The organism is Massilia sp. UMI-21, from assembly GCA_015277795.1.
Lineage (GTDB): Bacteria > Pseudomonadota > Gammaproteobacteria > Burkholderiales > Burkholderiaceae_D > Telluria.
Window position 1 is genome coordinate 4186847 of sequence record CP063848.1, and the last position, 20148, is coordinate 4206994.

The 20148-nt window shown below is 67.1% G+C and carries 15 protein-coding genes; 8 read left to right on the forward strand and 7 right to left on the reverse strand.

Annotated elements, in window-relative coordinates:
- Positions 1-12: 12 nt before the first annotated feature.
- Positions 13-2856, forward strand: coding sequence for a hsp70 family protein (locus IM543_18470; protein ID QOY93518.1), 2844 nt, complete (start codon positions 13-15; stop codon positions 2854-2856).
- 420 nt (positions 2857-3276) lie between these two features.
- Here the strand turns inward: IM543_18470 and IM543_18475 are convergent, their stop codons facing one another.
- Both IM543_18475 and IM543_18480 read right to left on the reverse strand, forming a co-directional pair.
- Complete coding sequence (locus IM543_18475; protein ID QOY93519.1) at positions 3277-3891, reverse strand: TetR/AcrR family transcriptional regulator; 615 nt, start codon at positions 3889-3891, stop codon at positions 3277-3279.
- 110 nt (positions 3892-4001) lie between these two features.
- On the reverse strand, positions 4002-4157 hold the full coding sequence (locus IM543_18480) for a hypothetical protein (protein ID QOY93520.1): 156 nt from the start codon (positions 4155-4157) through the stop codon (positions 4002-4004).
- Between the two features lie 206 nt (positions 4158-4363).
- On the opposite strand from IM543_18480, the gene IM543_18485 reads away from it, so the two are divergent.
- Together IM543_18485 and IM543_18490 are read left to right on the forward strand one after the other, a co-directional pair.
- Positions 4364-4963 (forward strand): PRC-barrel domain-containing protein, encoded by a 600-nt coding sequence (locus IM543_18485; GenBank protein QOY93521.1) that lies wholly within the window; start codon positions 4364-4366, stop codon positions 4961-4963.
- 132 nt (positions 4964-5095) lie between these two features.
- On the forward strand, positions 5096-5752 hold the full coding sequence (locus IM543_18490) for a PRC-barrel domain-containing protein (protein ID QOY93522.1): 657 nt from the start codon (positions 5096-5098) through the stop codon (positions 5750-5752).
- A 158-nt stretch (positions 5753-5910) separates the two neighbouring features.
- Here IM543_18490 and hrpA read toward each other — a convergent pair whose 3' ends face one another.
- Positions 5911-10056: an ATP-dependent RNA helicase HrpA gene (gene hrpA / locus IM543_18495; protein ID QOY93523.1), complete on the reverse strand. Its 4146-nt coding sequence runs from the start codon at positions 10054-10056 to the stop codon at positions 5911-5913.
- 55 nt (positions 10057-10111) lie between these two features.
- Between hrpA and argA the strand changes: the two genes are divergently transcribed.
- Positions 10112-11425, forward strand: a complete 1314-nt coding sequence (gene argA / locus IM543_18500; protein QOY93524.1) for an amino-acid N-acetyltransferase — start codon at positions 10112-10114, stop codon at positions 11423-11425.
- A gap of 49 nt (positions 11426-11474) precedes the next feature.
- Positions 11475-11750: an oxidative damage protection protein gene (locus IM543_18505; GenBank protein ID QOY93525.1), complete on the forward strand. Its 276-nt coding sequence runs from the start codon at positions 11475-11477 to the stop codon at positions 11748-11750.
- 132 nt (positions 11751-11882) lie between these two features.
- Here the strand turns inward: IM543_18505 and IM543_18510 are convergent, their stop codons facing one another.
- Together IM543_18510 and rpiA are read right to left on the reverse strand one after the other, a co-directional pair.
- Positions 11883-12239: a hypothetical protein gene (locus IM543_18510; protein QOY93526.1), complete on the reverse strand. Its 357-nt coding sequence runs from the start codon at positions 12237-12239 to the stop codon at positions 11883-11885.
- 11 nt (positions 12240-12250) lie between these two features.
- A complete protein-coding gene (gene rpiA / locus IM543_18515; GenBank protein QOY93527.1) occupies positions 12251-12928 on the reverse strand; it encodes a ribose-5-phosphate isomerase RpiA in 678 nt (225 codons plus the stop codon).
- A 192-nt stretch (positions 12929-13120) separates the two neighbouring features.
- On the opposite strand from rpiA, the gene IM543_18520 reads away from it, so the two are divergent.
- From IM543_18520 to IM543_18530, 3 genes are read left to right on the forward strand one after another with little or no spacing between them, the layout of a single operon-like run.
- The gene (locus IM543_18520) at positions 13121-14350 is read left to right on the forward strand and encodes an efflux RND transporter periplasmic adaptor subunit (protein QOY93528.1); all 1230 of its coding nucleotides are present in this window, start codon (positions 13121-13123) and stop codon (positions 14348-14350) included.
- Between the two features lie 5 nt (positions 14351-14355).
- Positions 14356-15105, forward strand: coding sequence for an ABC transporter ATP-binding protein (locus IM543_18525; GenBank protein QOY93529.1), 750 nt, complete (start codon positions 14356-14358; stop codon positions 15103-15105).
- Between the two features lie 35 nt (positions 15106-15140).
- A complete protein-coding gene (locus IM543_18530) occupies positions 15141-16325 on the forward strand; it encodes an ABC transporter permease (protein QOY96751.1) in 1185 nt (394 codons plus the stop codon).
- 297 nt (positions 16326-16622) lie between these two features.
- On the opposite strand, the gene IM543_18535 is transcribed toward IM543_18530, so the two are convergent.
- Complete coding sequence (locus IM543_18535; protein ID QOY93530.1) at positions 16623-18839, reverse strand: PAS domain S-box protein; 2217 nt, start codon at positions 18837-18839, stop codon at positions 16623-16625.
- 113 nt (positions 18840-18952) lie between these two features.
- Positions 18953-20032, reverse strand: coding sequence for a S41 family peptidase (locus IM543_18540; protein QOY93531.1), 1080 nt, complete (start codon positions 20030-20032; stop codon positions 18953-18955).
- Between the last annotated feature and the right edge of the window lie 116 nt (positions 20033-20148).

Here is a 20148-nt window from a genome sequence, read left to right on the forward strand (position 1 = left end):
ACTAAGCGCGCAGTGACACAGTACCTCGTCAGCATCGACCTGGGCACCACCAACACGGTGCTCGCCTACGCCCTGCCCGGCGCCGGACCGGGCACGGAGGTCGATCTGTTCGCCATCGACCAGCTGGTGGCGCCCGGCGAAGTCGCCGCGGCGCCCCTGCTGCCCTCGATGCGCTATCACCCGGCCGAGGGCGAGCTTGCCCCCGGCGAACTCCAGCTCCCCTGGTTGCAGCAGGACCCGGCCGGCGTCGAACGGGTCGCCGTCGGCCGCCTGGCGCGCCTGCTCGGCGCCCAGACGCCGGGGCGCCTGGTGGCCAGCGCCAAGAGCTGGCTGTCGCACGCCGGCGTCGACCGCATGGCCCCCATCCTGCCCTGGGGCGCCGAGGATGCGGACGTCTCGAAAGTGTCGCCGGTGGCGGCCAGCGCCAGCTACCTGGCGCACCTGCGCGCGGCCTGGAACCTGCGCTTCCCCAAGGCGCCGCTCGAGCGCCAGCAGATCGTCCTGACCGTGCCGGCCTCGTTCGACGAAGGCGCGCGCGCGCTCACGCTGGAGGCGGCGCGCATGGCCGGCCTGCCCGAGCTGCGCCTGCTGGAAGAACCGCAGGCGGCCCTCTACGACTGGCTGTACCGCCACCGCGCCACGCTGGCCGACGACCTGGCCGGCACGCGCCTGGTGCTGGTGGCCGACGTCGGCGGCGGCACCACCGACTTCAGCCTGGTCAAGGTCGAACTGGAAGCAGATGGCCAGCCGAAGTTGACCCGGATTGGCGTGGGCAACCACCTGATCCTCGGCGGCGACAACATGGACCTCGCGCTGGCGCACCTGGCCGAATCGCGCCTGAAGGGTGACAACGCGACGGAGCGCTTGTCCGCAGGCCGCCTTGCCCAGCTCACCGAACGCTGCCGCGCCGCCAAGGAACAGCTGCTCGCGCCCGACGCGCCCGAACAGGTGAACGTGACCCTGCTCGGCAGCGGTGCGCGCCTGATCGGCGCCAGCCGCTCGGCCACGATCACGCGCGAGGACGTGCAAGGCATCGTGCTGGACGGCTTCTTCCCGCCCAACGAAGCGCAGGAAGGCGCCAGGCGCGCGCGCGCCGGCATCGTCGAATTCGGCCTGCCGTATGCGAGCGACCCGGCCATCACGCGCCACCTGGCGGCGTTTCTGCGCCAGCATGCGCAGGCGGCGCGCGAGGCGCTCGGCAAGATGGACACCGAGGACGACGGCATGCTCCCGGTGCCGGATGCGCTGCTGCTCAACGGCGGCGTGTTCCGCGGCGCCGCGCTGGCCCGGCGCCTGGCCGATGTGCTATCGAACTGGCGCGGTGCGCCCGTGCGGGTGCTGCACAACGACGATCCGGACGTGGCCGTGGCGCGCGGCGGCGTCGCCTATTCGCTGGCGCGCAGCGGCCAGGCGCCGTCCATCGAAAGCGGCTCGGCGCGCAACTACTACCTGCTGCTGGATGCGGAGCAGTCGGGCGACACGCTGCGCGCGGTGTGCCTGCTGCCACGTGGCGCCCCTGCCGGCGAAGAGCTGCGACTGGCGGGCCGCAGCTTCGCCCTGCGGCTGGGACGGCCGGTGCGCTTCCACCTGGTGTCGTCCACGGCCGATCCGGGCGGCATCCTGCCGCAGCCCGGCGACCTGCTCGACCTGCCGGCGGCCGACATCGTGCGCCTGCCGGCCATCTCGACCGTCCTGCGCAGCAAGCGCAGCACCGACATTCCGGTACAGCTGGCCGCCGTGCTGTCGGAAGTAGGCACGCTGGAGGTCTTCTGCGTGGCCGAAGAGGATCCGAAGGAAAGCGAAGCCCGGCGCTGGCGCCTCGAATTCCAGCTGCGCGGACAGGAAGAGGAAGAACCGCTCGAAGAGGCCGCGCTGCCGCCCGAACTGATCGATGCCATCGCGCGCATCGACCGCATCTTCGGCAACCGTTCGCAGCAGGTCGAGCCGCGCGAGGTGCGCCAGCTGCGCGCCACGCTCGAGCAGCTGCTGGGCGCGCGCGAGCGCTGGACCACGCCGCTGCTGCGCCGCCTGTTCGACGCCCTGCTGGCGCGCGCCCGGGGCCGGCGCCGTTCGGCCGAACACGAGCGCGCGTGGCTGAACCTGGCCGGCTACTGCCTGCGTCCCGGCTTCGGCCACCCGCTCGACGAATGGCGCATCGAGCAGCTGTGGGCGATGTTCGAGCCCGGGGTGCAGTACCACAAGGACGGCCAGGTGCGCGCCGAATGGTGGACGCTGTGGCGGCGCGTGGCCGGCGGCCTGTCCCTCGATGCGCAGCTGCGCCTGCTCGACGACTTCGCCTTCAACCTGCAGGCCGACGCGGCCGAGCGCGGCCGCCGTCCCGTCACGCTGGTGGACGGCAGCGAGGACGACATGCTGCGCATGGGCGCCTCGCTCGAACGCATCCCTTCCGCCTACAAGGCCGAGATCGGCGACTGGCTGATCGGGCAAATCATGGCGATGCCGGCCGGCGCCAGGATCGATGCCCGCGCCGCGGCCCGTCATGCGCGCTACCTGTGGGCCCTGGGCCGCGTGGGCGCGCGCCAGTCCTTCCACGGCGCCGCGCACGAGGTGGCGCCGGGCGCCTCGGCCGAAGCCTGGCTGAACGATTTGTTCCAGCTCGACTGGAAGAAAATCGAGCCGGCCGGCTTTGCCGCCGCCCACATCGCGCGCATGACCGGCGACCGCTCGCGCGACATCGGCCAGCCCGTGCGTGACGAGGTGCTGCGGCGCCTGGCGGCCAGCGGCGCACCGCCAGCCTGGCCGGCGATGGTGCGTGAGGTGGTCGAACTCGACCAGGCGGTCGAGACCCGCATGCTGGGCGACGCGCTGCCGCCGGGGCTGAAGCTGCTGCGCTGACTTTTGCCGTGGTAGGGTGGGCAAGTTCCTTGCCCACGCGTTCAAGCACTGGATGCTTCGCCACGGCGCACCCGTGCCTTGAACGCGTGGGCGGGAAACCCGCCCACCCTACGAGCGCTAAAGGATGCGTCGCGACAATGCATCCCCAAGTTGGACGCGCGGTCGGCGAAGCCGACCACCCTACAAAACCGTGGCTGATCGACGTGCTGCCTCCCTCAGCAAAACACGAAATCCTCGTTCGACCTCGGCAGCGCGCACAGCAGGGCGCGCAGCGCAAGCCACCCAAACCCGGCGACGGGAACCAGCAGCAACCAGAATGCAGACATGATCGACTCCTCCGTACAGCTCGTTTCGCACGGGTGTGCGAAATGACTTCAAAAAAAGGGACAGGCCTGGCCCGTCCCATCCGGACATCCCCTGCTACTCCAGGTCGTTGAAACTCTTGTAGGTCGATATCAGGCGGTTGAAGGCCCGTTGCGCCCGGCGCGGCACCGCGCCGGTGCGCAGGAAGCGCGCGTCGTGCATCACGCCGATGGCCAGGCTGTAGATCTCGAACACCAGCTGCTCGGGCTCGGTGTCCGGGCGCAGATGCCCGGCTTCCATGGCCTGCAGAACGGTCTTGCGCAGCGACGCGCGCCAGCGGTTCACCCCGGCCTCGATGCGGTCGCGCAAGGGACCGGGCACGTCGTCGAACTCGAAGGCGCCCGCGGTGTACAGGCAGCCGCCGCGCGCCGTCTCGTTGCCGATCTTCTTCAGCCACAATTCCACCTGCATGACCAGGCGCGGCAAGCCCTTGGGGGCCTGCAGGGAAGGCAGGAACACTTCTTCCCCGAAGCGGCGGTCGTATTCGTCCAGCACGGCGGACTGCAAGGCCTCGAGCGAGCCGACGCGGGAAAACACGCCGCTCTTGCTGATGCCGGTGCGCTTGGAGACTTCGCCCAGCGACACCTTGCCGATACCCTCGCTGGCCGCCATGTCGACGGCGGCCTCGAGGATGGTGGCGTAGGTGGCTTCGCTTTTGGCGGTGGTGTTCATGCCCGAACTTTAGCACACGCGTGCGAAAGTTCAAGCAATATCGATGGCGCGGTGAGGTGGCCCTGAGACTGGCGCGCGGGCCGGGGCCGGCCCGCGCGCTACGCCCCGGTTCAGCGGCGGCCGAACCGGCTCAGGCGGGCAATAATCGGGGAAACAAACGGGGAAACAAACGGGGCAATGAACGGAGCAAACACGGACCCGATCGAACGGGTCGGGATGCGTTTGCTGAACAGGCCGGTGTAGTTGCAGCGCGAGTGGACGGTCATTTCTTTTCTCTCCGAAACATTACTTAGCACATTAACCACAGAGCATTTAGTGATCTGTGCGCTACCTCGCTTAGTGCGCAGGCAAGGCAGGTCTGCCGCGCGCGCCGTCGTGCGAATGCGACCTATCATCGGGGCAGCGGGGCCGGGCCTTGTCCTTGCCGGGCAAGCCTGCGCCGTTCCAGCAATCAAGCCAAAGGAGAGATGCGATGAGCTACGCAGATCGAGACACGTACGGCATGTACAAGAACACGCGTGGCGCCGGTCCCGGGCCGGCGCTGATGGGCGCGCGCACGCTGATCGGCGACGGCGTCGTCAACGCCGCCGAAGAAGACCTCGGCGACATCAAGGAGATCATGCTCGACATGAACACCGGCCAGGTGGCGTATGTCGTGCTGGCCTTCGGCGGATTCCTGGGAATGGGCGAGAAACTGTTCGCCGTGCCCTGGCAGGTCTTGCACCTGGACACCGTGAACAAGCGCATGGTGCTCAATGTCGAGAAGGAGCGGCTGAAGCAAGCCCCCGGTTTCAACAAGGACGAGTGGCCGGACCTGAACGATATCGCCTGGGCCAACAGCATCCATAGCTTCTACGGTACCGACATCAACCGCCTGGGCGCGCCATCGATAGGGCCGGCACTGCCGCTGCGCAACATACCCGGAAACGCCGGGGCCACCTTGCCGCTGGGCGGCGCGGTCGGATCGGGCATGGGTGCCGGACATGCCGGCGGCATGGAGGCCGGCGCCGGAGCGGGAAGCCCGCACCGCGATGCCGACACCGTGGGCCGCGGTCCCGACCGCGACGCCTGAGGGCATGCCGGCGAGCAGGCGCCGGGCCAGTCGCGCGCTACCCGGCCGGATTGCGTCCTAAGATGTTATCGGCAAGACCCCGGCCCATCAGCCTGTTTGCCATGCGGGCCGACAATCCAAAGGAGGTATGCGATGAGCTATGCAGATCGAGACAAATACGGCATGTACCGGAACACGCGCAGCACCGGCCCGGGACCCGCATTGATGGGCGCCGACACCCTGATCGGTGACAGCGTCGTCAACGGGCAAGAGCAAGATCTTGGCGACATCAAGGAAATCATGCTCGACATGCAGACCGGCCAGGTGGCGTATGCCGTGCTGGCTTTTGGTGGCTTCCTCGGCATTGGCGAAAAGCTGTTCGCCGTGCCCTGGCAGGCGCTGCACCTGGACACCGCCAACAAGCGCATGGTGCTCGACGTCGACAAGGAGCGCCTCAAGCACGCGCCCGGCTTCGACAAGGACCACTGGCCCGACATGAGCGATGCGGGCTGGGCCACCGGCGTCCACAGCTTCTACGGCACCGATGCGCAACGCTCGGGCGCACCGAGCATGGGGCCGGGCGCGAGGACGGGCGGCACGACGGGCGGCACGGGTGCTGGCTCGGCAATGGGCAGCGGCATGGGCTCGAGCATGGGCGCCGGCTCGGCCGGCGGCAGCGCGGGCGCCAGCGTCGGATCGGGGAGCGTGCATGGCGACTCGTACGGCGTCGGCGGCAGTGCCGATCCGCGGCCGGGGCATGAAGGAGACGACAAGGACCTGAGCCGGATCCGCGGCAGTAACATCGGCTGATCTCGCAGGGTGGACGGCTTGCCGTCCGCGCGTTCAAACCACCGATGCGTTCACGATACGTGGTCAATCCGGCAAAAAGAAGCCTCGATACCCACTAAGCGTGCTGAATCATCCACGCCTTGAACGCGCGGTCGGCAAAGCCGACCACCCTACCGACATCACCGGATCATCGATTCCCACACCTTCTGCAGGCGCTTGGCCGACACCGGCATCGGCGTGCGCAGTTCCTGGGCAAACAGCGACACGCGCAGCTCTTCGAGCATCCACCTGAACTCCACCATGCGCGGGTCGTTGTTCTTGCCGGCCTGGTTCTTGAGCGTGCGCTGGAACTGGGCGGCAGCGCCCTGCCACTCCGCCATCAACTGCGCGTCACGTGACGGATTGCCGCGCAGCTTCTCGAGGCGCACGTTGATCGCCTTCAGGTAGCGCGGGAAGTGCGCCAGCTGGCCGTATTCGTTGTCCGCGATGAAGCGCTTGTGGACCAGGCCCTGCAGCTGCGCCTGGAGGTCCTGCTGCACCGCCTGCGGCAGGCTCTGGATGCGTTTGGGCATGCCGTGGAACTCGGCCAGGATCGAACCCGCCAGGCGCGCGATCTCGTTGATCAGGAGGCCGATGCGGCCCTTGCCTTCGTCCTTGCGCTTGTTGAACTCTCCAGCGTTGATCGGCAGCGGGTCCTGCAGGCAGGCGATGTCGATCGCCTTGGCGATGATCTGGTCGCGCAGCTCTTCCTGCGTGCCCACGTTCATGAACTGCATGCCCATGCCCTGCAGTCCGGGAATGTTCTTCTCGGCGAACTTCAGCTGGTCCTTCAACTGCAGCGCGAACAGGCGGCGCAGGCCGACGCGGTGGGTGCGCGCCGCCACGTTCGGGTCGTCGAACACTTCCAGGTCGCAGTGGCTGCCCTTGTCCACCAGCGCCGGGAAGCCGATCAGGGTCAGCTTGCCCTGCGTGATCTCCAGCAGTTCCGGCAGCTCGCCGAAACTCCAGGTGGTCAATCCCGTGTGCTGGACGGCGCCCGCCGCCGGGGCCGCAACAACGGCTGCTGCAGCGGCAGCGGCAGCACCCGGCGACGGCTTCGCCGCCGGCGCATTGCCCTTCCCTTTCGCCGGCGCCGGAGCGGGCGCCGCCTGCAGCCGGGCCGACGCCGCCGCCGGCGTGGCTTCGGCCATCTTCTGGAAACTCTCGCGCGCCTGCCCGCCCAGCTCGGCCTGCAGGGTCGCCAGGTTGCGGCCCATCTCGAGCTGGCGCCCGTGCTCGTCGATCACCTTGAAGTTCATGAACAGGTGCGCCGGCAGGGTCTCCAGCTTGAAGTCGCCCGTGAGCACGCGCGCGCTGGTATGCGTGTGGATGTCGGCGATCAGGACGTCGACCAGGTCGCCGCGCCCGAAGCGCAGCGGGTCCTGGTGGCGCTCGAAGAACTTGGCCGCATACTCCGGCAGCGGCACGCAGTGGCGGCGCAGCTTCTGCGGCAGGGATTTGAGCAGCAGGTGCACCTTCTCCTTCAGCATGCCCGGCACCAGCCAGGCCGGACGCTCCTGGGGAATCTGGTTCAGGGCGAACAGCGGCACCGCCAGCGTGACGCCGTCGCGCGCGCTGCCCGGCTCGAAATGATAGCTCAGGCCCATCTCGATGCCGGTGACGTTCATCGTCTTCGGGAACAGCTCGGTGGTGACGCCGGCCGCCTCGTGCCGCATCAGCTCTTCGCGGATCAGGTACAGGAGCTTCGGATTCTCGCGCGCGGCGTCCTTGTACCACTTCTCGAATCCGGCGCCGTTCACCACCGTCTGCGGAATCTCCTTGTCGTAGAAGGCGGCGATCAGCTGCTCGTCCACCAGCACGTCCAGGCGGCGCGACTTGTGCTCGAGATTCTCGATCTCGCGCACCAGCTTGTGGTTGTGGGCGTAGAACGGCGCACGGGTTTCATAGTCGCCCGCCACCAGCGCGTCGCGGATGAAGATCTCGCGTGCCTCGCCTGGGTTGTGCTGGCTGTAGTTGATGCGGCGGTTGCTGTAGACGACGATGCCGTACAGGGTGGCGCGCTCAAGCGCGGTCACTTGTGCCTGGCGCTTCTCCCAGCGCGGCTCGCCCCAGGATTTCTTCAGCAGGTGCGCGCCGATCTTCTCGACCCACTCCGGCTGGATCTGGGCGATGGTGCGCGCATACAGGCGCGTGGTTTCGACCAGTTCGGCCGCCATCACCCAGCGTCCCGGCTTCTTGGCCAGGTAGGACCCCGGCCAGATATGGAACTTGATGCCGCGCGCGCCCAGGAACACCGGCTCGTCCTCGGCCTTGAAGCCGATGTTGCCAAGCAGGCCGGTGAGCAGCGCCAGGTGCAGCTGGTCGTAGGTGGCGGGGGCGGCGTTCAGGCGCCAGCCCTGCTCGCGCGCCACGGTGAGAAGCTGCGAATGCACGTCGCGCCACTCGCGCAGGCGCAGCTGCGACAGGAAGTTGGCGCGGCAATTCTCCTGCAGCTGGCGGTTCGACTTCTTGTGCGCAATCGCGTCCTCGAACCAGGCCCAGATCTTGAGGTAGCTGAGGAATTCGGACTTCTCGTCGGCGAACTTCTTGTGCTTTTCATCGGCCTGCTGCTGGTACTCGATCGGGCGGTCGCGCGGGTCTTGCGTGGACAGCGCGGAGGCCACGACCAGCATCTCGCTCAGGCAGTCGTTGTCCACCGCCGCCAGGATCATGCGGCCCACGCGCGGATCGAGCGGCAGCTTGGCCAGCTTCTTGCCCAGCGCGGTCAGTTCGTTGGTGTCGTCGACCGCACCGACTTCCTGCAGCAGCTGGTAGCCGTCCGCGATCGCGCGGCCCTGCGGCGGCTCGATGAAGGGGAAGGTCTCGACGTCGGCCAGGTGCAGCGACTTCATGCGCAGGATGACCGAAGCCAGCGAGGAACGCAGGATCTCCGGGTCGGCGAACCTGGGGCGCTTGTTGAAATCGTCTTCTTCGTACAGGCGGATGCAGACGCCGTCGGCCACCCGGCCGCAACGGCCGGCGCGCTGGTTGGCCGAAGACTGCGCCACCGGCTCGATCTGCAGCTGCTCGACCTTGTTGCGGAAGCTGTAGCGTTTGACGCGGGCCAGGCCGGTATCGACCACGTAGCGGATGCCCGGCACCGTCAGCGAGGTCTCGGCCACGTTGGTTGCCAGCACGATGCGGCGCGCGTTGGTGGTGCGGAACACGCGGTCCTGCTCTTCCACCGAGAGACGCGCGAACAGCGGCAGGATCTCGACGTGCGGCGGATGGTGCTTGCGCAGCGCCTCCGCGCAGTCGCGGATCTCGCGCTCGCCCGGCAGGAACACCAGCACGTCGCCCGAGCCGATGCGGCACAGTTCATCGACGGCGTCGACCACGGCTTCCATCAGGTCGCGCTTGTCGCGGGCACCTTGCGCCTTATTTGGCACATTCTGGGCTGGCTCGCCGGGTTTGGCATTGGTGCCAGTCACCGGATCGCGGTCCACCGGACGATAACGCACCTCCACCTTGTACAGGCGGCCCGAGACCTCGATGACGGGCGCCGGTTTGTCAGGCGTGCCGAAATGGCGCGCGAAACGCTCGGCGTCGATGGTCGCCGAGGTGATGATCACCTTCAGGTCCGGACGGCGCGGCAGCAGCTGCTTCAGGTAGCCGAGCAGGAAGTCGATGTTCAGGCTGCGTTCGTGCGCCTCGTCGATGATGATGGTGTCGTAGCCGCGCAGGAGCGGGTCGGTCTGGGTTTCGGCCAGCAGGATACCGTCGGTCATCAGCTTGACCGAGGCGCCCTTTTGCAGAGTGTCGTTGAAGCGCACCTTGAAGCCCACGTGCTCGCCCAGCGGCGAGCCGATTTCCTGCGCGATGCGCTTGGCGGTGCTCGATGCCGCGATCCGGCGCGGCTGGGTGTGGCCGATCAGGCCCTTTTGTCCGCGACCCAGCTCCAGGCAGATCTTCGGCAGCTGGGTGGTCTTGCCGGAGCCGGTTTCGCCCGAGACGATGACCACCTGGTTCTCTTGAATCGCCTTCGCGATCTCGGCGCGGCGGCCCGACACCGGCAGGTCTTCGGGGAAGGTGATCGGCGGGAGCGGGTTGCGGAAGGGCGGGTTCCGATCGTCGGCGCGCGGGGCGCGTTCCTTCTGCTCGCGCGGCGGATGCGGCGCGCGCTGCGGCCCGCTGCGCTCGGACCTGGCCTGCGGTTCGCCATCGCGCGTGCGCGTCATGGGCGCGCGCGTGTCGCCGTCCGGGCGCTTGCGCGGCTCGGTGGCGGAAGTGTTGGGGGAAGCGGCGCGCGCCGGCTGCGGCGAAGGCTTGTTACTCTGATCAGACATTGATTTTTATAAGGTATTTGGTGCGCACAACGCGCAGCGAATTATAATGCGGCAAATGGAAAACCCTACCCAATTCGTCCAGTGGCTGCGCTCTGTCGCGCCGTATATCCACACCTTCGGCGGCAAGACTTTCGTCGTCGCTTTCCCGGGTGAACTGGTCGCTTCCGGCGCCCTGCCGGTGCTGGCCCAGGACCTGTCCCTGCTGCTCGGACTCGGCATCCGCCTGGTGCTGGTGCACGGCTCGCGCCCCCAGGTGGCGGAGCAGCTCGCCCTGCGTAACGTCGAAGGCCGCTTCCATAACGGCATCCGCATCACCGACAGCGCCGCCCTCGAATGCGCGAAGGAAGCCGCCGGCGAACTGCGTCTCGACATCGAAGCCGCCTTCAGCCAGGGCCTGCCGAACACCCCGATGTCGCACGCCCAGATCAGCATCGTGTCGGGCAACTTCGTCGTCGCGCGCCCGCTGGGCGTCATCGACGGCACCGACTTCGAGCTGACCGGCGTCACCCGCAAGATCTCCGCCGACAAGATCCAGCCGATCCTGGAGACCGAGGACAGCCTGGTCCTGCTGTCGCCGCTGGGCTTCTCGCCCACCGGCGAAATCTTCAACCTGACCATGGAAGACGTGGCCGCGTCGGCCGCGATCGCCCTGCATGCCGACAAGCTGATCTTCATTACCGAAACCGGCATGATGAAGGACGCGGGCGGCACCGAGATCCGCGAACTGTCTTCGCACCAGGCCGACGCCGTGCTGCAGGCGGGCTTCCTGCCGCCGGATGCCTCGTACTACCTGCAGCACGCCATCAAGGCTTGCAACAGCGGCGTCGACCGCGCCCACATCGTGCCCTTCGAGATGGATGGCTCGGCCCTGCTCGAACTGTTCACGCACGACGGCGTCGGCACCATGATCAGCCACGAGAACCTGGAAAGCCTGCGCCATGCCACAATTGAGGACGTCGGCGGAATTATCAAGCTCATCGAACCGCTGGAAGCCGACGGCACCCTGGTCTACCGCGGCCGCGAGCTGATCGAGCGCGAGATCGAGCAGTTCTCGGTGATCGACCACGACGGCGTGATCTTCGGCTGCGCCGCGCTGTACCCCTTCCCCGAAGCGAAGATGGGCGAAATGGCCTGCCTGACGGTGAGCCCGGATTCCCAGACCCAGGGCGACGGCGAGCGCATCCTGAAGCACATCGAGAACCGCGCCAAGGCCGCCGGCCTGACCAAGCTGTTCGTGCTGACCACGCGCACCGCGCACTGGTTCAAGAAGCGCGGCTTCGTCCCGGCCACGGTGGACGACCTGCCCAAGGACCGCCAGCACATGTACAACTGGCAGCGCCGGTCACAGGTTTTCATCAAGACTTTATAATGTCGGTCTGACACGACCCGCTCGATTAACAGGATTACAGGAGTAGACCATGGCCCGCACCGTCCAATGCATCAAACTGAACAAGGAAGCCGAAGGACTGGACTTCCCGCCGGTACCAGGCGAAATGGGCAAGAAGCTGTACCTGTCGGTCTCGAAAGAGGCCTGGCAGGCATGGCTGAAGCACCAGACCATGCTGATCAACGAAAACCGCCTGAACCTGGCGGACGACCGCGCCCGCAAGTACCTGGCGACGCAGATGGAACGTCACTTCTTCGGTGACGGCGCCGCCGACCAGGCGCAGGGTTACGTGCCGCCACCGGCCTAAGGTGTTGTAGGGTGGGCGGGGGAAAATAGTCCAGTGGACTATTTTCCCGCCCACGCGTTCAAATGCCGCATGCATCGCGACGACGCATCGTTTAGTTGAACGCGCGGACAGCAGAGCTGTCCACCCTACGGATTACATCTTCACGCACTGGCGCAACTCGCAGCGCGCCATGAACATCTTGCCGCGCATCGCGCCGTCTTCACAACGCATCCGGTAGATCTCCACCGGCCCCGCCTCCGTCACCAGCCCGGCGCCCTGCCCGCCCGTGCAGCCCTGCTGCCTGGCCATCTTCTCGACCGTCGCCGACGAGACGCCGACCCGGAACGGCACGCGCTCGATCGGCGTGCCGTTCGCATCGAGCAGACCCGGCGCGGCCGGCTTGACCGCAGCCACCGGCGCCGGCGCCGGCGCCATCTTGCTCTTGAACAGCGTGCAGCCGCCCAGCAGGACGGCCACCATGACGACCAGCGACAGTGGCGCGCGCTTCATGCGTCCTCCGCTCAGAAAGTCAGGGTCTTGACGCCGTCGGGCGTCCCCAGCAGGCAGACGTCCGCGCCCGCCTTGGCGAACAGGCCGACGGCGATCACGCCGACGATCTGGTTGATTTTCTCTTCCATCGCGACCGGATCGACGATCGACAGGCCGACCACGTCGATGATCTCGCCGCCGTTGTCGGTGATGAAGGCGTCATCGCTACCCGCCCTGGTGCGCAGGCGCGGCTGGCCGCCCAGTTCCGCCAGCTTGCGCATCACGACGGCGCGCGCCATCGGGATCACTTCCACCGGCAGCGGGAACTTGCCCAGGTTCTCGACCAGCTTCGAACCATCCGCGATGCAGACGAATTTTTTGGCGACCGACGCCACGATCTTCTCGCGCGTCAGGGCCGCGCCGCCGCCCTTGATCATCGCGCCGCTGGCGGTGATCTCGTCGGCGCCGTCGACATAGACCGCCATCGCGCTCACCTCGTTGAGATCGAACACCGGGATGCCATGGCCGCGCAGGCGGCTTGCCGTCGCCTCGGACGAGGCCACGGTACCCTTGATGCGGTCCTTGATGCGGGCCAGTTCGTCGATGAAGAAATTGGCCGTCGAGCCGGTGCCGACGCCGATGATTTCGCCGTCCACCACGTAATCGATCGCGGCGCGCGCCACGGCTTGCTTGAGTTCGTCCTGGGTCATGATGCTGTCAGTGAGAGGTTAGGGGAAATGCGTGGAGAATATAAGGGAAGCCGCCATTTTAGCGGATCGCCCCCGTTCATTCCTCAAAAACGACGCTTCGTCGCACGCATTCATCGGCCGATGCACCATGCCTTGCAAAACTGATATCTCTACAGCACACTAGATGTTTCCGTAGGCCTATTTGAGAGCACAATGAAACTCTTTACCAAGAAGCGGGTGGCGATCGCCGCAGGGGTGATCGTGGTGGGCGGCGCGGCGGCCGCGTGGATGATGCCGAAAGGCGAACCGGAGATTCCGCCATCGAAGTACCGCACCGCGGCGGTCGACGTGGGCGCCATCAACCAGACCGTCACCGCCACCGGCACCATCAACCCGGTTGCGCTGGTGAACGTGGGCTCGCAGGTCTCCGGCACCGTGGTCGAACTGAACGCCGACTTCAATGACCGCGTGCGCAAGGGCCAGGTGCTGCTCAAGCTCGACCCGACCATCTTCAACGCCCAGATCCGCCAGGCCGAAGCCAGCCGCGCATCGAGCCTGGCCAACCTGAGGCTGGCCGAGGCCAACTACCGGCGCAACCAGCAGCTCGTGACGCAGAGCTTCGTCTCCAGCGTGGCGCTGGACGGGAGCCGGCGCGAGATGGACGTCGCCCGCGCCAACGTGCAGCTGGCCGACGCCCAGCTGGCGCGCGCCCAGGCAGACCTGAACAACAGCGTGATCCGCTCGCCGATCGACGGCGTGATCATCAAGCGCACCATCGATCTGGGCCAGACCGTGGCGGCCTCGTTCAACACGCCGAACCTGTTCCAGATCGCGCGCGACCTGACCAAGATGCAGATCGACACCAGCGTCTCGGAAGCCGACGTCGGCTCCCTGAAGGACGGCCTGCCGGCCCGCTTCGTGGTCGACGCCTATCCGGACCGCGAATTCCACGCCACCATGCGCCAGTTCCGCCTGGCCGCCAACGTGGTGCAGAACGTGGTCACCTACAACGTGGTGCTCGACGTCGACAACCGGGACGAGATGCTCAAGCCCGGCATGACGGCCCAGGTGCGCCTGGTGGTGGACAAGCGCGACAAGGTGCTGCGCATCCCGACCACCGCGCTGCGCTTCCAGCTGCCGGAAGAAGAACAGGAAAAACGGCGCAAGGAGGCCGCCAAGGCAGGCAAGGACGGCAAGCCCAGGCAGGTCGCCCCGCCCGCGGCGCCGGCCCCGTCCGTCGACGACGACGTGGCCTTCCGCACCGCCAGCGAAACCGCGCGCATGTTCAAGGTCTATCGGCTGGACAAGATGAACCAGCCGCAGCCCGTGGACATCCGCGCCGGCCTGTCGAACTTCCGCTACACCGAAGTGGTGTCGGGCGACCTGAAGGCGGGCGACCAGGTCGTCACGCGCACCCTGGCGAACCCCAAAGACGAGATGTGAGCGCCGTGACTTCTTCTCTGATCGATATCCGCGGCGTCACCAAGACCTATGTCAGCGGCAGCGTCGAGACCCGCGTGCTGCACGGGATCGACCTGCAGGTGGCGCGCGGCGACTTCGTCTCCATCATGGGCCAGTCCGGGTCGGGCAAGTCGACCCTGATGAACATCCTCGGCTGCCTCGACCAGGCCACCGGCGGCACTTACCTGCTCGACGGCGTCGACACGCTGTCGCTGTCGCGCGCCCAGCTGGCCGACATCCGCAACCGCGCCATCGGCTTCGTGTTCCAGAGCTTCAACCTGATCAAGCGCATGAGCGTGGCCGAGAACGTCGCGCTGCCGCTGATCTATGCGGGCTGGAGCCGCGGCAAGGCCCGCGCGCGCGCGCTGCAGGAACTCGAACGCGTCGGCCTGGGCGGCATGGCCGGGCGCACGCCGAACCAGCTCTCCGGCGGCCAGCAGCAGCGCGTGGCCATTGCCCGGGCGCTGGCCACCGATCCCCCCCTGCTGCTGGCGGACGAACCGACCGGCAACCTCGACACGCAGACCAGCGACGACATCATGTCCAGCTTCCAGCAACTGAACCGCGAGCGCGGCATCACCATCGTGCTCGTCACCCACGAGGCCGACGTGGCGGCCTACAGCCGCCGCCTGGTGCGCCTGAAGGACGGGCGCGTGCTGTACGACGGCCCGGCGGCCGAAGGCCTGCGCCAGCTGAACGCCAATCCGCACGCCAACCCGGCCGAGGTGAGCGCATGAACTTCATCCAGGTATTGATCGAATCCTTCCGCTCGATGGCGGCCAACCGCCTGCGCACCGCGCTGACCATGCTCGGCATCGTGATCGGCATCGCCTCGGTGGTGCTGCTGCTGGCGATCGGCGACAGCATGCAGCGCTTCATCGGCAAGGAACTGCAACAGCTGGGCACCAACATGCTCTACGTGTTCCCGGGGGGCGACCGCACCACCGCCCAGCGCGCCCGCGCCGGCGCGGTGCCCTCGCTGTCGACCATGGACGCGGCGGCCCTGAACGAATTGCCCAGCCTGACCGGCGCCGCGCCGGCCCTGCAGGGCAGCTTCAAGCTCAGCGCCGGCAACGAAAGCGCGAACAGCCAGGTCCTGGGGGTGACCCCGGCCATGTTCAAGATCCGCAACTGGAAGCTCGACCAGGGCAACCTGTTCAGCGAAGCCGACGTGCGCGCATCGAGCCGCATGGTGGTGATCGGCCAGAAGGTGGCGGACCAGTTCTTTTACAAGACCGACCCGCTCGGGCGCTACATCCGCATCGAGAACGTCGCCTTCCAGGTGATCGGCGTGCTGGCCGGCGAAGGCAAGCAGATCGACGGTTCGGATATCGCGGAACTGGTGCTGGTGCCGATCACGGCGGCCAGCGCCAACCTGATCAAGATGCCCTTCCCGCAGAACGTGCACTACATCGCGGCGCAGGGACGGCCCGACATGTCCTTGAAAGAAGCGGAAGAAGACATCAAGGAAACCCTGCGTGCGCGTCACCGCATCCGCCTCGACGATCCGGACGACTTCCGGCTGCAGAACATCGCCTCGTTCGCGGAAACAGCGAACAAGATCAGCGCCGGCGTGGCCCTGCTGCTCGGCCTGATCGGCGCGATCTCGCTGCTGGTGGGCGGCATCGGCATCATGAACATCATGCTGGTGTCGGTCACCGAGCGCACCCGCGAGATCGGCATCCGCATGGCGATCGGCGCGCGCCCGGGGGCGGTGCTGCTCCAGTTCCTGGCCGAATCGGTGGTGATCTGCGTGGCCGGCGGCCTGGTGGGCGTCCTGATCGCCATGGGTGGCGCGGCGGCGATCACGTCGACCGGCAAGTTCGATGTGTTCCTGACTTTCCAGGGAGTGCTGGTGGCCTGCGGGTTTGCGACGGCGGTGGGGGTGTTTTTTGGGTTCTATCCGGCGCGGCGGGCGTCGCGGCTGTTACCGGTGGACTGCCTGCGCTACGAGTGACGCGTTTCGCTTCCGGCGCGTGTGCGGCGCCGACATCCCCGTGATGTCGGCGATCCGCCTGTCGGTGCGCGAGTACGTGCTGTCGGACCCGGCCCGCGTGACCCTGCAGATGTACGAGGATTATCTCGACAGGGATGGGCGGGGCTGGGTGGCCGAGGTCGGCGGCGTGGTCGCCGCCTTCCGCTATGCCGACAGGGACCGGGCCTCGATCTGGGCGCTGTTCGTCAGCGTCGGTGTCCGAACCGCCATCCCCGCGCTAAGTCACGCGCTAATTCACGCGCTAATTCACGCGCTCATTCACGCGCGCAGGTCCGCACCACGCACCAGGGCCCGCCCCAGCTCCAGCAGCGCCTTCCCGACCTCCTCCTCCAGCTCCGGATACGACACCGGCTTCACCAGGTGCGCGTCGAAGCCGGCGGCGGCGGACTGGCGCCTGTCGCTGTCCTGGCCGTAACCCGACAGGGCGATCAGTACCGTGTCCGACAGCTCGGGGGCGCCGCGCACGGCGCAGGCCACGTCGTAGCCGCTCATCTTGCCGGGCAGGCCGATGTCGCAGACCACCACGTCGGGCCTGGCCTGGCGGATCAGCTCGAGGCCGGCGGCGCCGTCATACGCCGTGCTCACGGTATGGCCGCTGGCGCTGAACAGCAAGGAGAGCATTTCCAGGGCATCCTGGTTGTCGTCGATGGCGACGATGCGCAAGGCATCAAGCCGACCATGCACGCCGCCCGCGCCGCCGGGGCGGGCGGCCGCGGCGCGGATCGGCAGGCGCACCGTGAAGCGCGCGCCCAGCCCCGGTCCCGCGCTGTGCGCGCTCACCGTCCCGCCATGCAGCTCGGTCAAACCCTTGACCAGGGCCAGTCCCAGGCCGAGGCCGCCGCTGCTCCGGTCCAGGCCCTGGGCCGCCTGGATGAAAGGCAGGAACAGCGTCTCGACCAGTTCCGGCGCCATGCCCGCGCCGTCGTCCTCGACTTCCACCACGGCCTGGGGGCCGTCGGGCCCCGCCTGTTCGCCGACGTGCACGGTGATCCGGTTGCCCTGGTGGGTGAATTTCGCCGCATTGTGCAGCAGGTTGCCGACGATCTGCGCCAGCCGTGCGCCGTCGCCGTGGACCCAGAGCGGCGCATTCGCCACCGCGATGCGCAAGTCGACGCCGTTGGCCTGGACCGGGTCCCGGTAGTCCTCGGCGGTCTGCGTCACCACCCGCACGATGTCGCAGGGCGCGCAGCGCAGCTCGATCTTGCCGCGCGAAATGCGAGCGACGTCGAGCAGGTCGTCGACCAGGCGCGTGATGTGCGTGACCTGGCGCGCCATCGCCTCGGTGGCCCGCTTCAAGACCGGATTGCCCGGTTCGAACATCCGGAACAGGTCGACGGCGGCGCGGATCGGCGCCAGCGGGTTGCGCAGTTCGTGCGCCAGGATGGCGATGAAGTCGTCCTTGTTCCTGTCGGCCTGCCGCAGGGCCAGCTCGGCCTGCTTCTGGAGCGTGATGTCGACCTGTGCCACCACGGCGCCGCGGATGGCGCCGTGCTCGTCGTGGATGGGACGGGCGGACAGGGCGATGGTCTTGCGGGTGGCGGGCCGGTCGAACGGCGCGATCTCGACGATGTCGTTGTCGACGCTCTCCCCCTCGAGGGCGCGCGCCAGCGCCCAGTCGTGGGGCTGCAGGGGCTGGCCGTGGCGGGCCTGTCCGTCCGCCCACCAGCCCTGGTAGTGCGCGTACTGTTCCACGGTCTCGACCATGGGCAGGTTCAGGCCCCACAGTTCGCGGTTGGCCCGGTTGACCAGGATGATCCTGCCCCTGGTGTCGACCACCCCGATGCCGACCGGGGTCGCGTCGAGCACGGCGTCGAGCTGGCGCTGGCGCTGTTCGGCGGCTTCGGCAAGCTGGACCGCACGCCGCTCGTTGCTGAGCAGCTCCCTGGCCTGGCGCTTCTGCTCGGTGACGTCGCGGATTTCGATGATCGTGTACGCCGGCTCGCCGTTCCTGAAGATCGGGCTGGCGGCGCAGGCGACATCGAAAGTCGAGCCGTCCTTGCGGAAGAACAGGTCCTCGTGTGCGCGCACATCGAAGTTTTCCGGCAACGCGCGGTCGATCGGACAGTCTTCCATCGGATAGGGCCGGCCGTCCGGATGATGGTGATGGACCAGGTCATGCAGCGGCTGCGACGCGATCTCCTCGGCCGAATAGCCGGTCATGTCGAGCCAGGCCTTGTTGGCATAGATGCAGTAGCCGCGCCGGTCCATCATCGCGAAGCCCTGGGTCGAATTTTCGGCGATGGTTTTCGCCATCTCGCTGCTGTCCAGCAGGTCTTCTCCCGCTTCCGGCGATCGCGTCGGCTGCGTGAAGGCGGCGCCGGCATGCTGCTCGAGGGTGGCGGACCATTCGCGGACCTGGTCCAGGGTCACCGAGAATCGCGCGGCGAGTTCCTCGAGCGGCTGCTCTTGCCGAAGCGCCGCCAGGGCGACGGCCGCCTTGAAGGAAGCAGGATAGTAATGATGATCTGATCGCATGATGTCGTAGTCGGACCGCGGCGGCTAATCATGCAGTTTAACAAAGCTTTTGCCGGACCCCGCCACGCACGGGGAAGCGCGCCAGCCGTCGATGGCGGCGGGCCGCGCCGGCCTCACTGTCCGGCAGCGACGAGCGAGGCGCTTCCCCGAAGCCGCCGCTGCAGCACATCCTTGGCCACCGCAAGCGCCTGGTCCGGCGTCGCTGCGATATCCGGGGTGACGCCCACGCCTTCCCAATTGGTTCGGGTAATGGGGTTGATGACGCGGCGGCCGGCGATCGTCACATAGAAATGTTCGCCGATGCGATGAGGGCGCGCCGGGTTGGCGCCGCCCCAGGTCGGCTCGCCGACCACGGTGGCGCGCTTGAGTGCCTGCATGGTGTAGGCGAAGTCCTCGCCGGCGGACATCGTGCCCGGGCCGACCAGGATCATGACCGGCTTCTTGCCGCCGTAGCGCTTGCCGTCAAGCCTGTCCTGCGTCCAGTGCTGGATGGTGTTGCCGGTCTGGCGATCCCAGATGTCGTTGAGATGCGTGCGCTGGTCGACGAAATAGCTGATCAGGAGTGCCACCGATGCCGTTCCACCGCCGCCGTTGTCGCGCAGGTCGACGATCAGGCCGTCCGTATCGGCGAGTTGATTCATCGCCGCGGCGAACTTGTCGGCCACGAGGAATGGAGGAGGGAAACCGGCAATCTTCAGGTAGCCGATCCCGGGGCTCAGGTGTTCCACCTCTTCCACCCTTCGGTCGGCCATGTGGCGCATGATCATGCGCATGACGACGTTGTTGCGCTGCTCCCACGCCGCCTGCGTCTCCGGCGGCGGCAGGCCATCGTCGTCGGGCAGGACCAGGCCGGGTGCGAACCCCACTTCCATGTGTTTGTCCCGGGACACGCTCTGGAGGTCTTGCGTGAGCTGTTCCGCCAGTTGGTGGCCGTCGGTCATTGCATCGTACTTGCCCGCCTGCTGGCGCTGGCGCAGGAGCGTTTCGATCTGCCTGGCTTTATCGGGGAAGATGTAATGGCTGTTCATTTTCGCCACCAGCGTCTCGATGGCCTGCGAGCGCATCGCGCGATCGACCACCACTGTCGGCTTGGGTCGGAATTGTTGCCAGAGCACTTTCAAGATGGGCATGGTAAATACGACGAGCATCGTCAGCGCCAACACCGACGATATGACAATCCATTTCTTTTTCATTTTTGTCCTCTGCCTGTGACACGCAACTTGTATGTTTGACGGATGGAACAGAAGCGATGACTTCACCAATGAAGCAATGAAGTGGATTGAGAATAGCACAACAATTACCAATACCC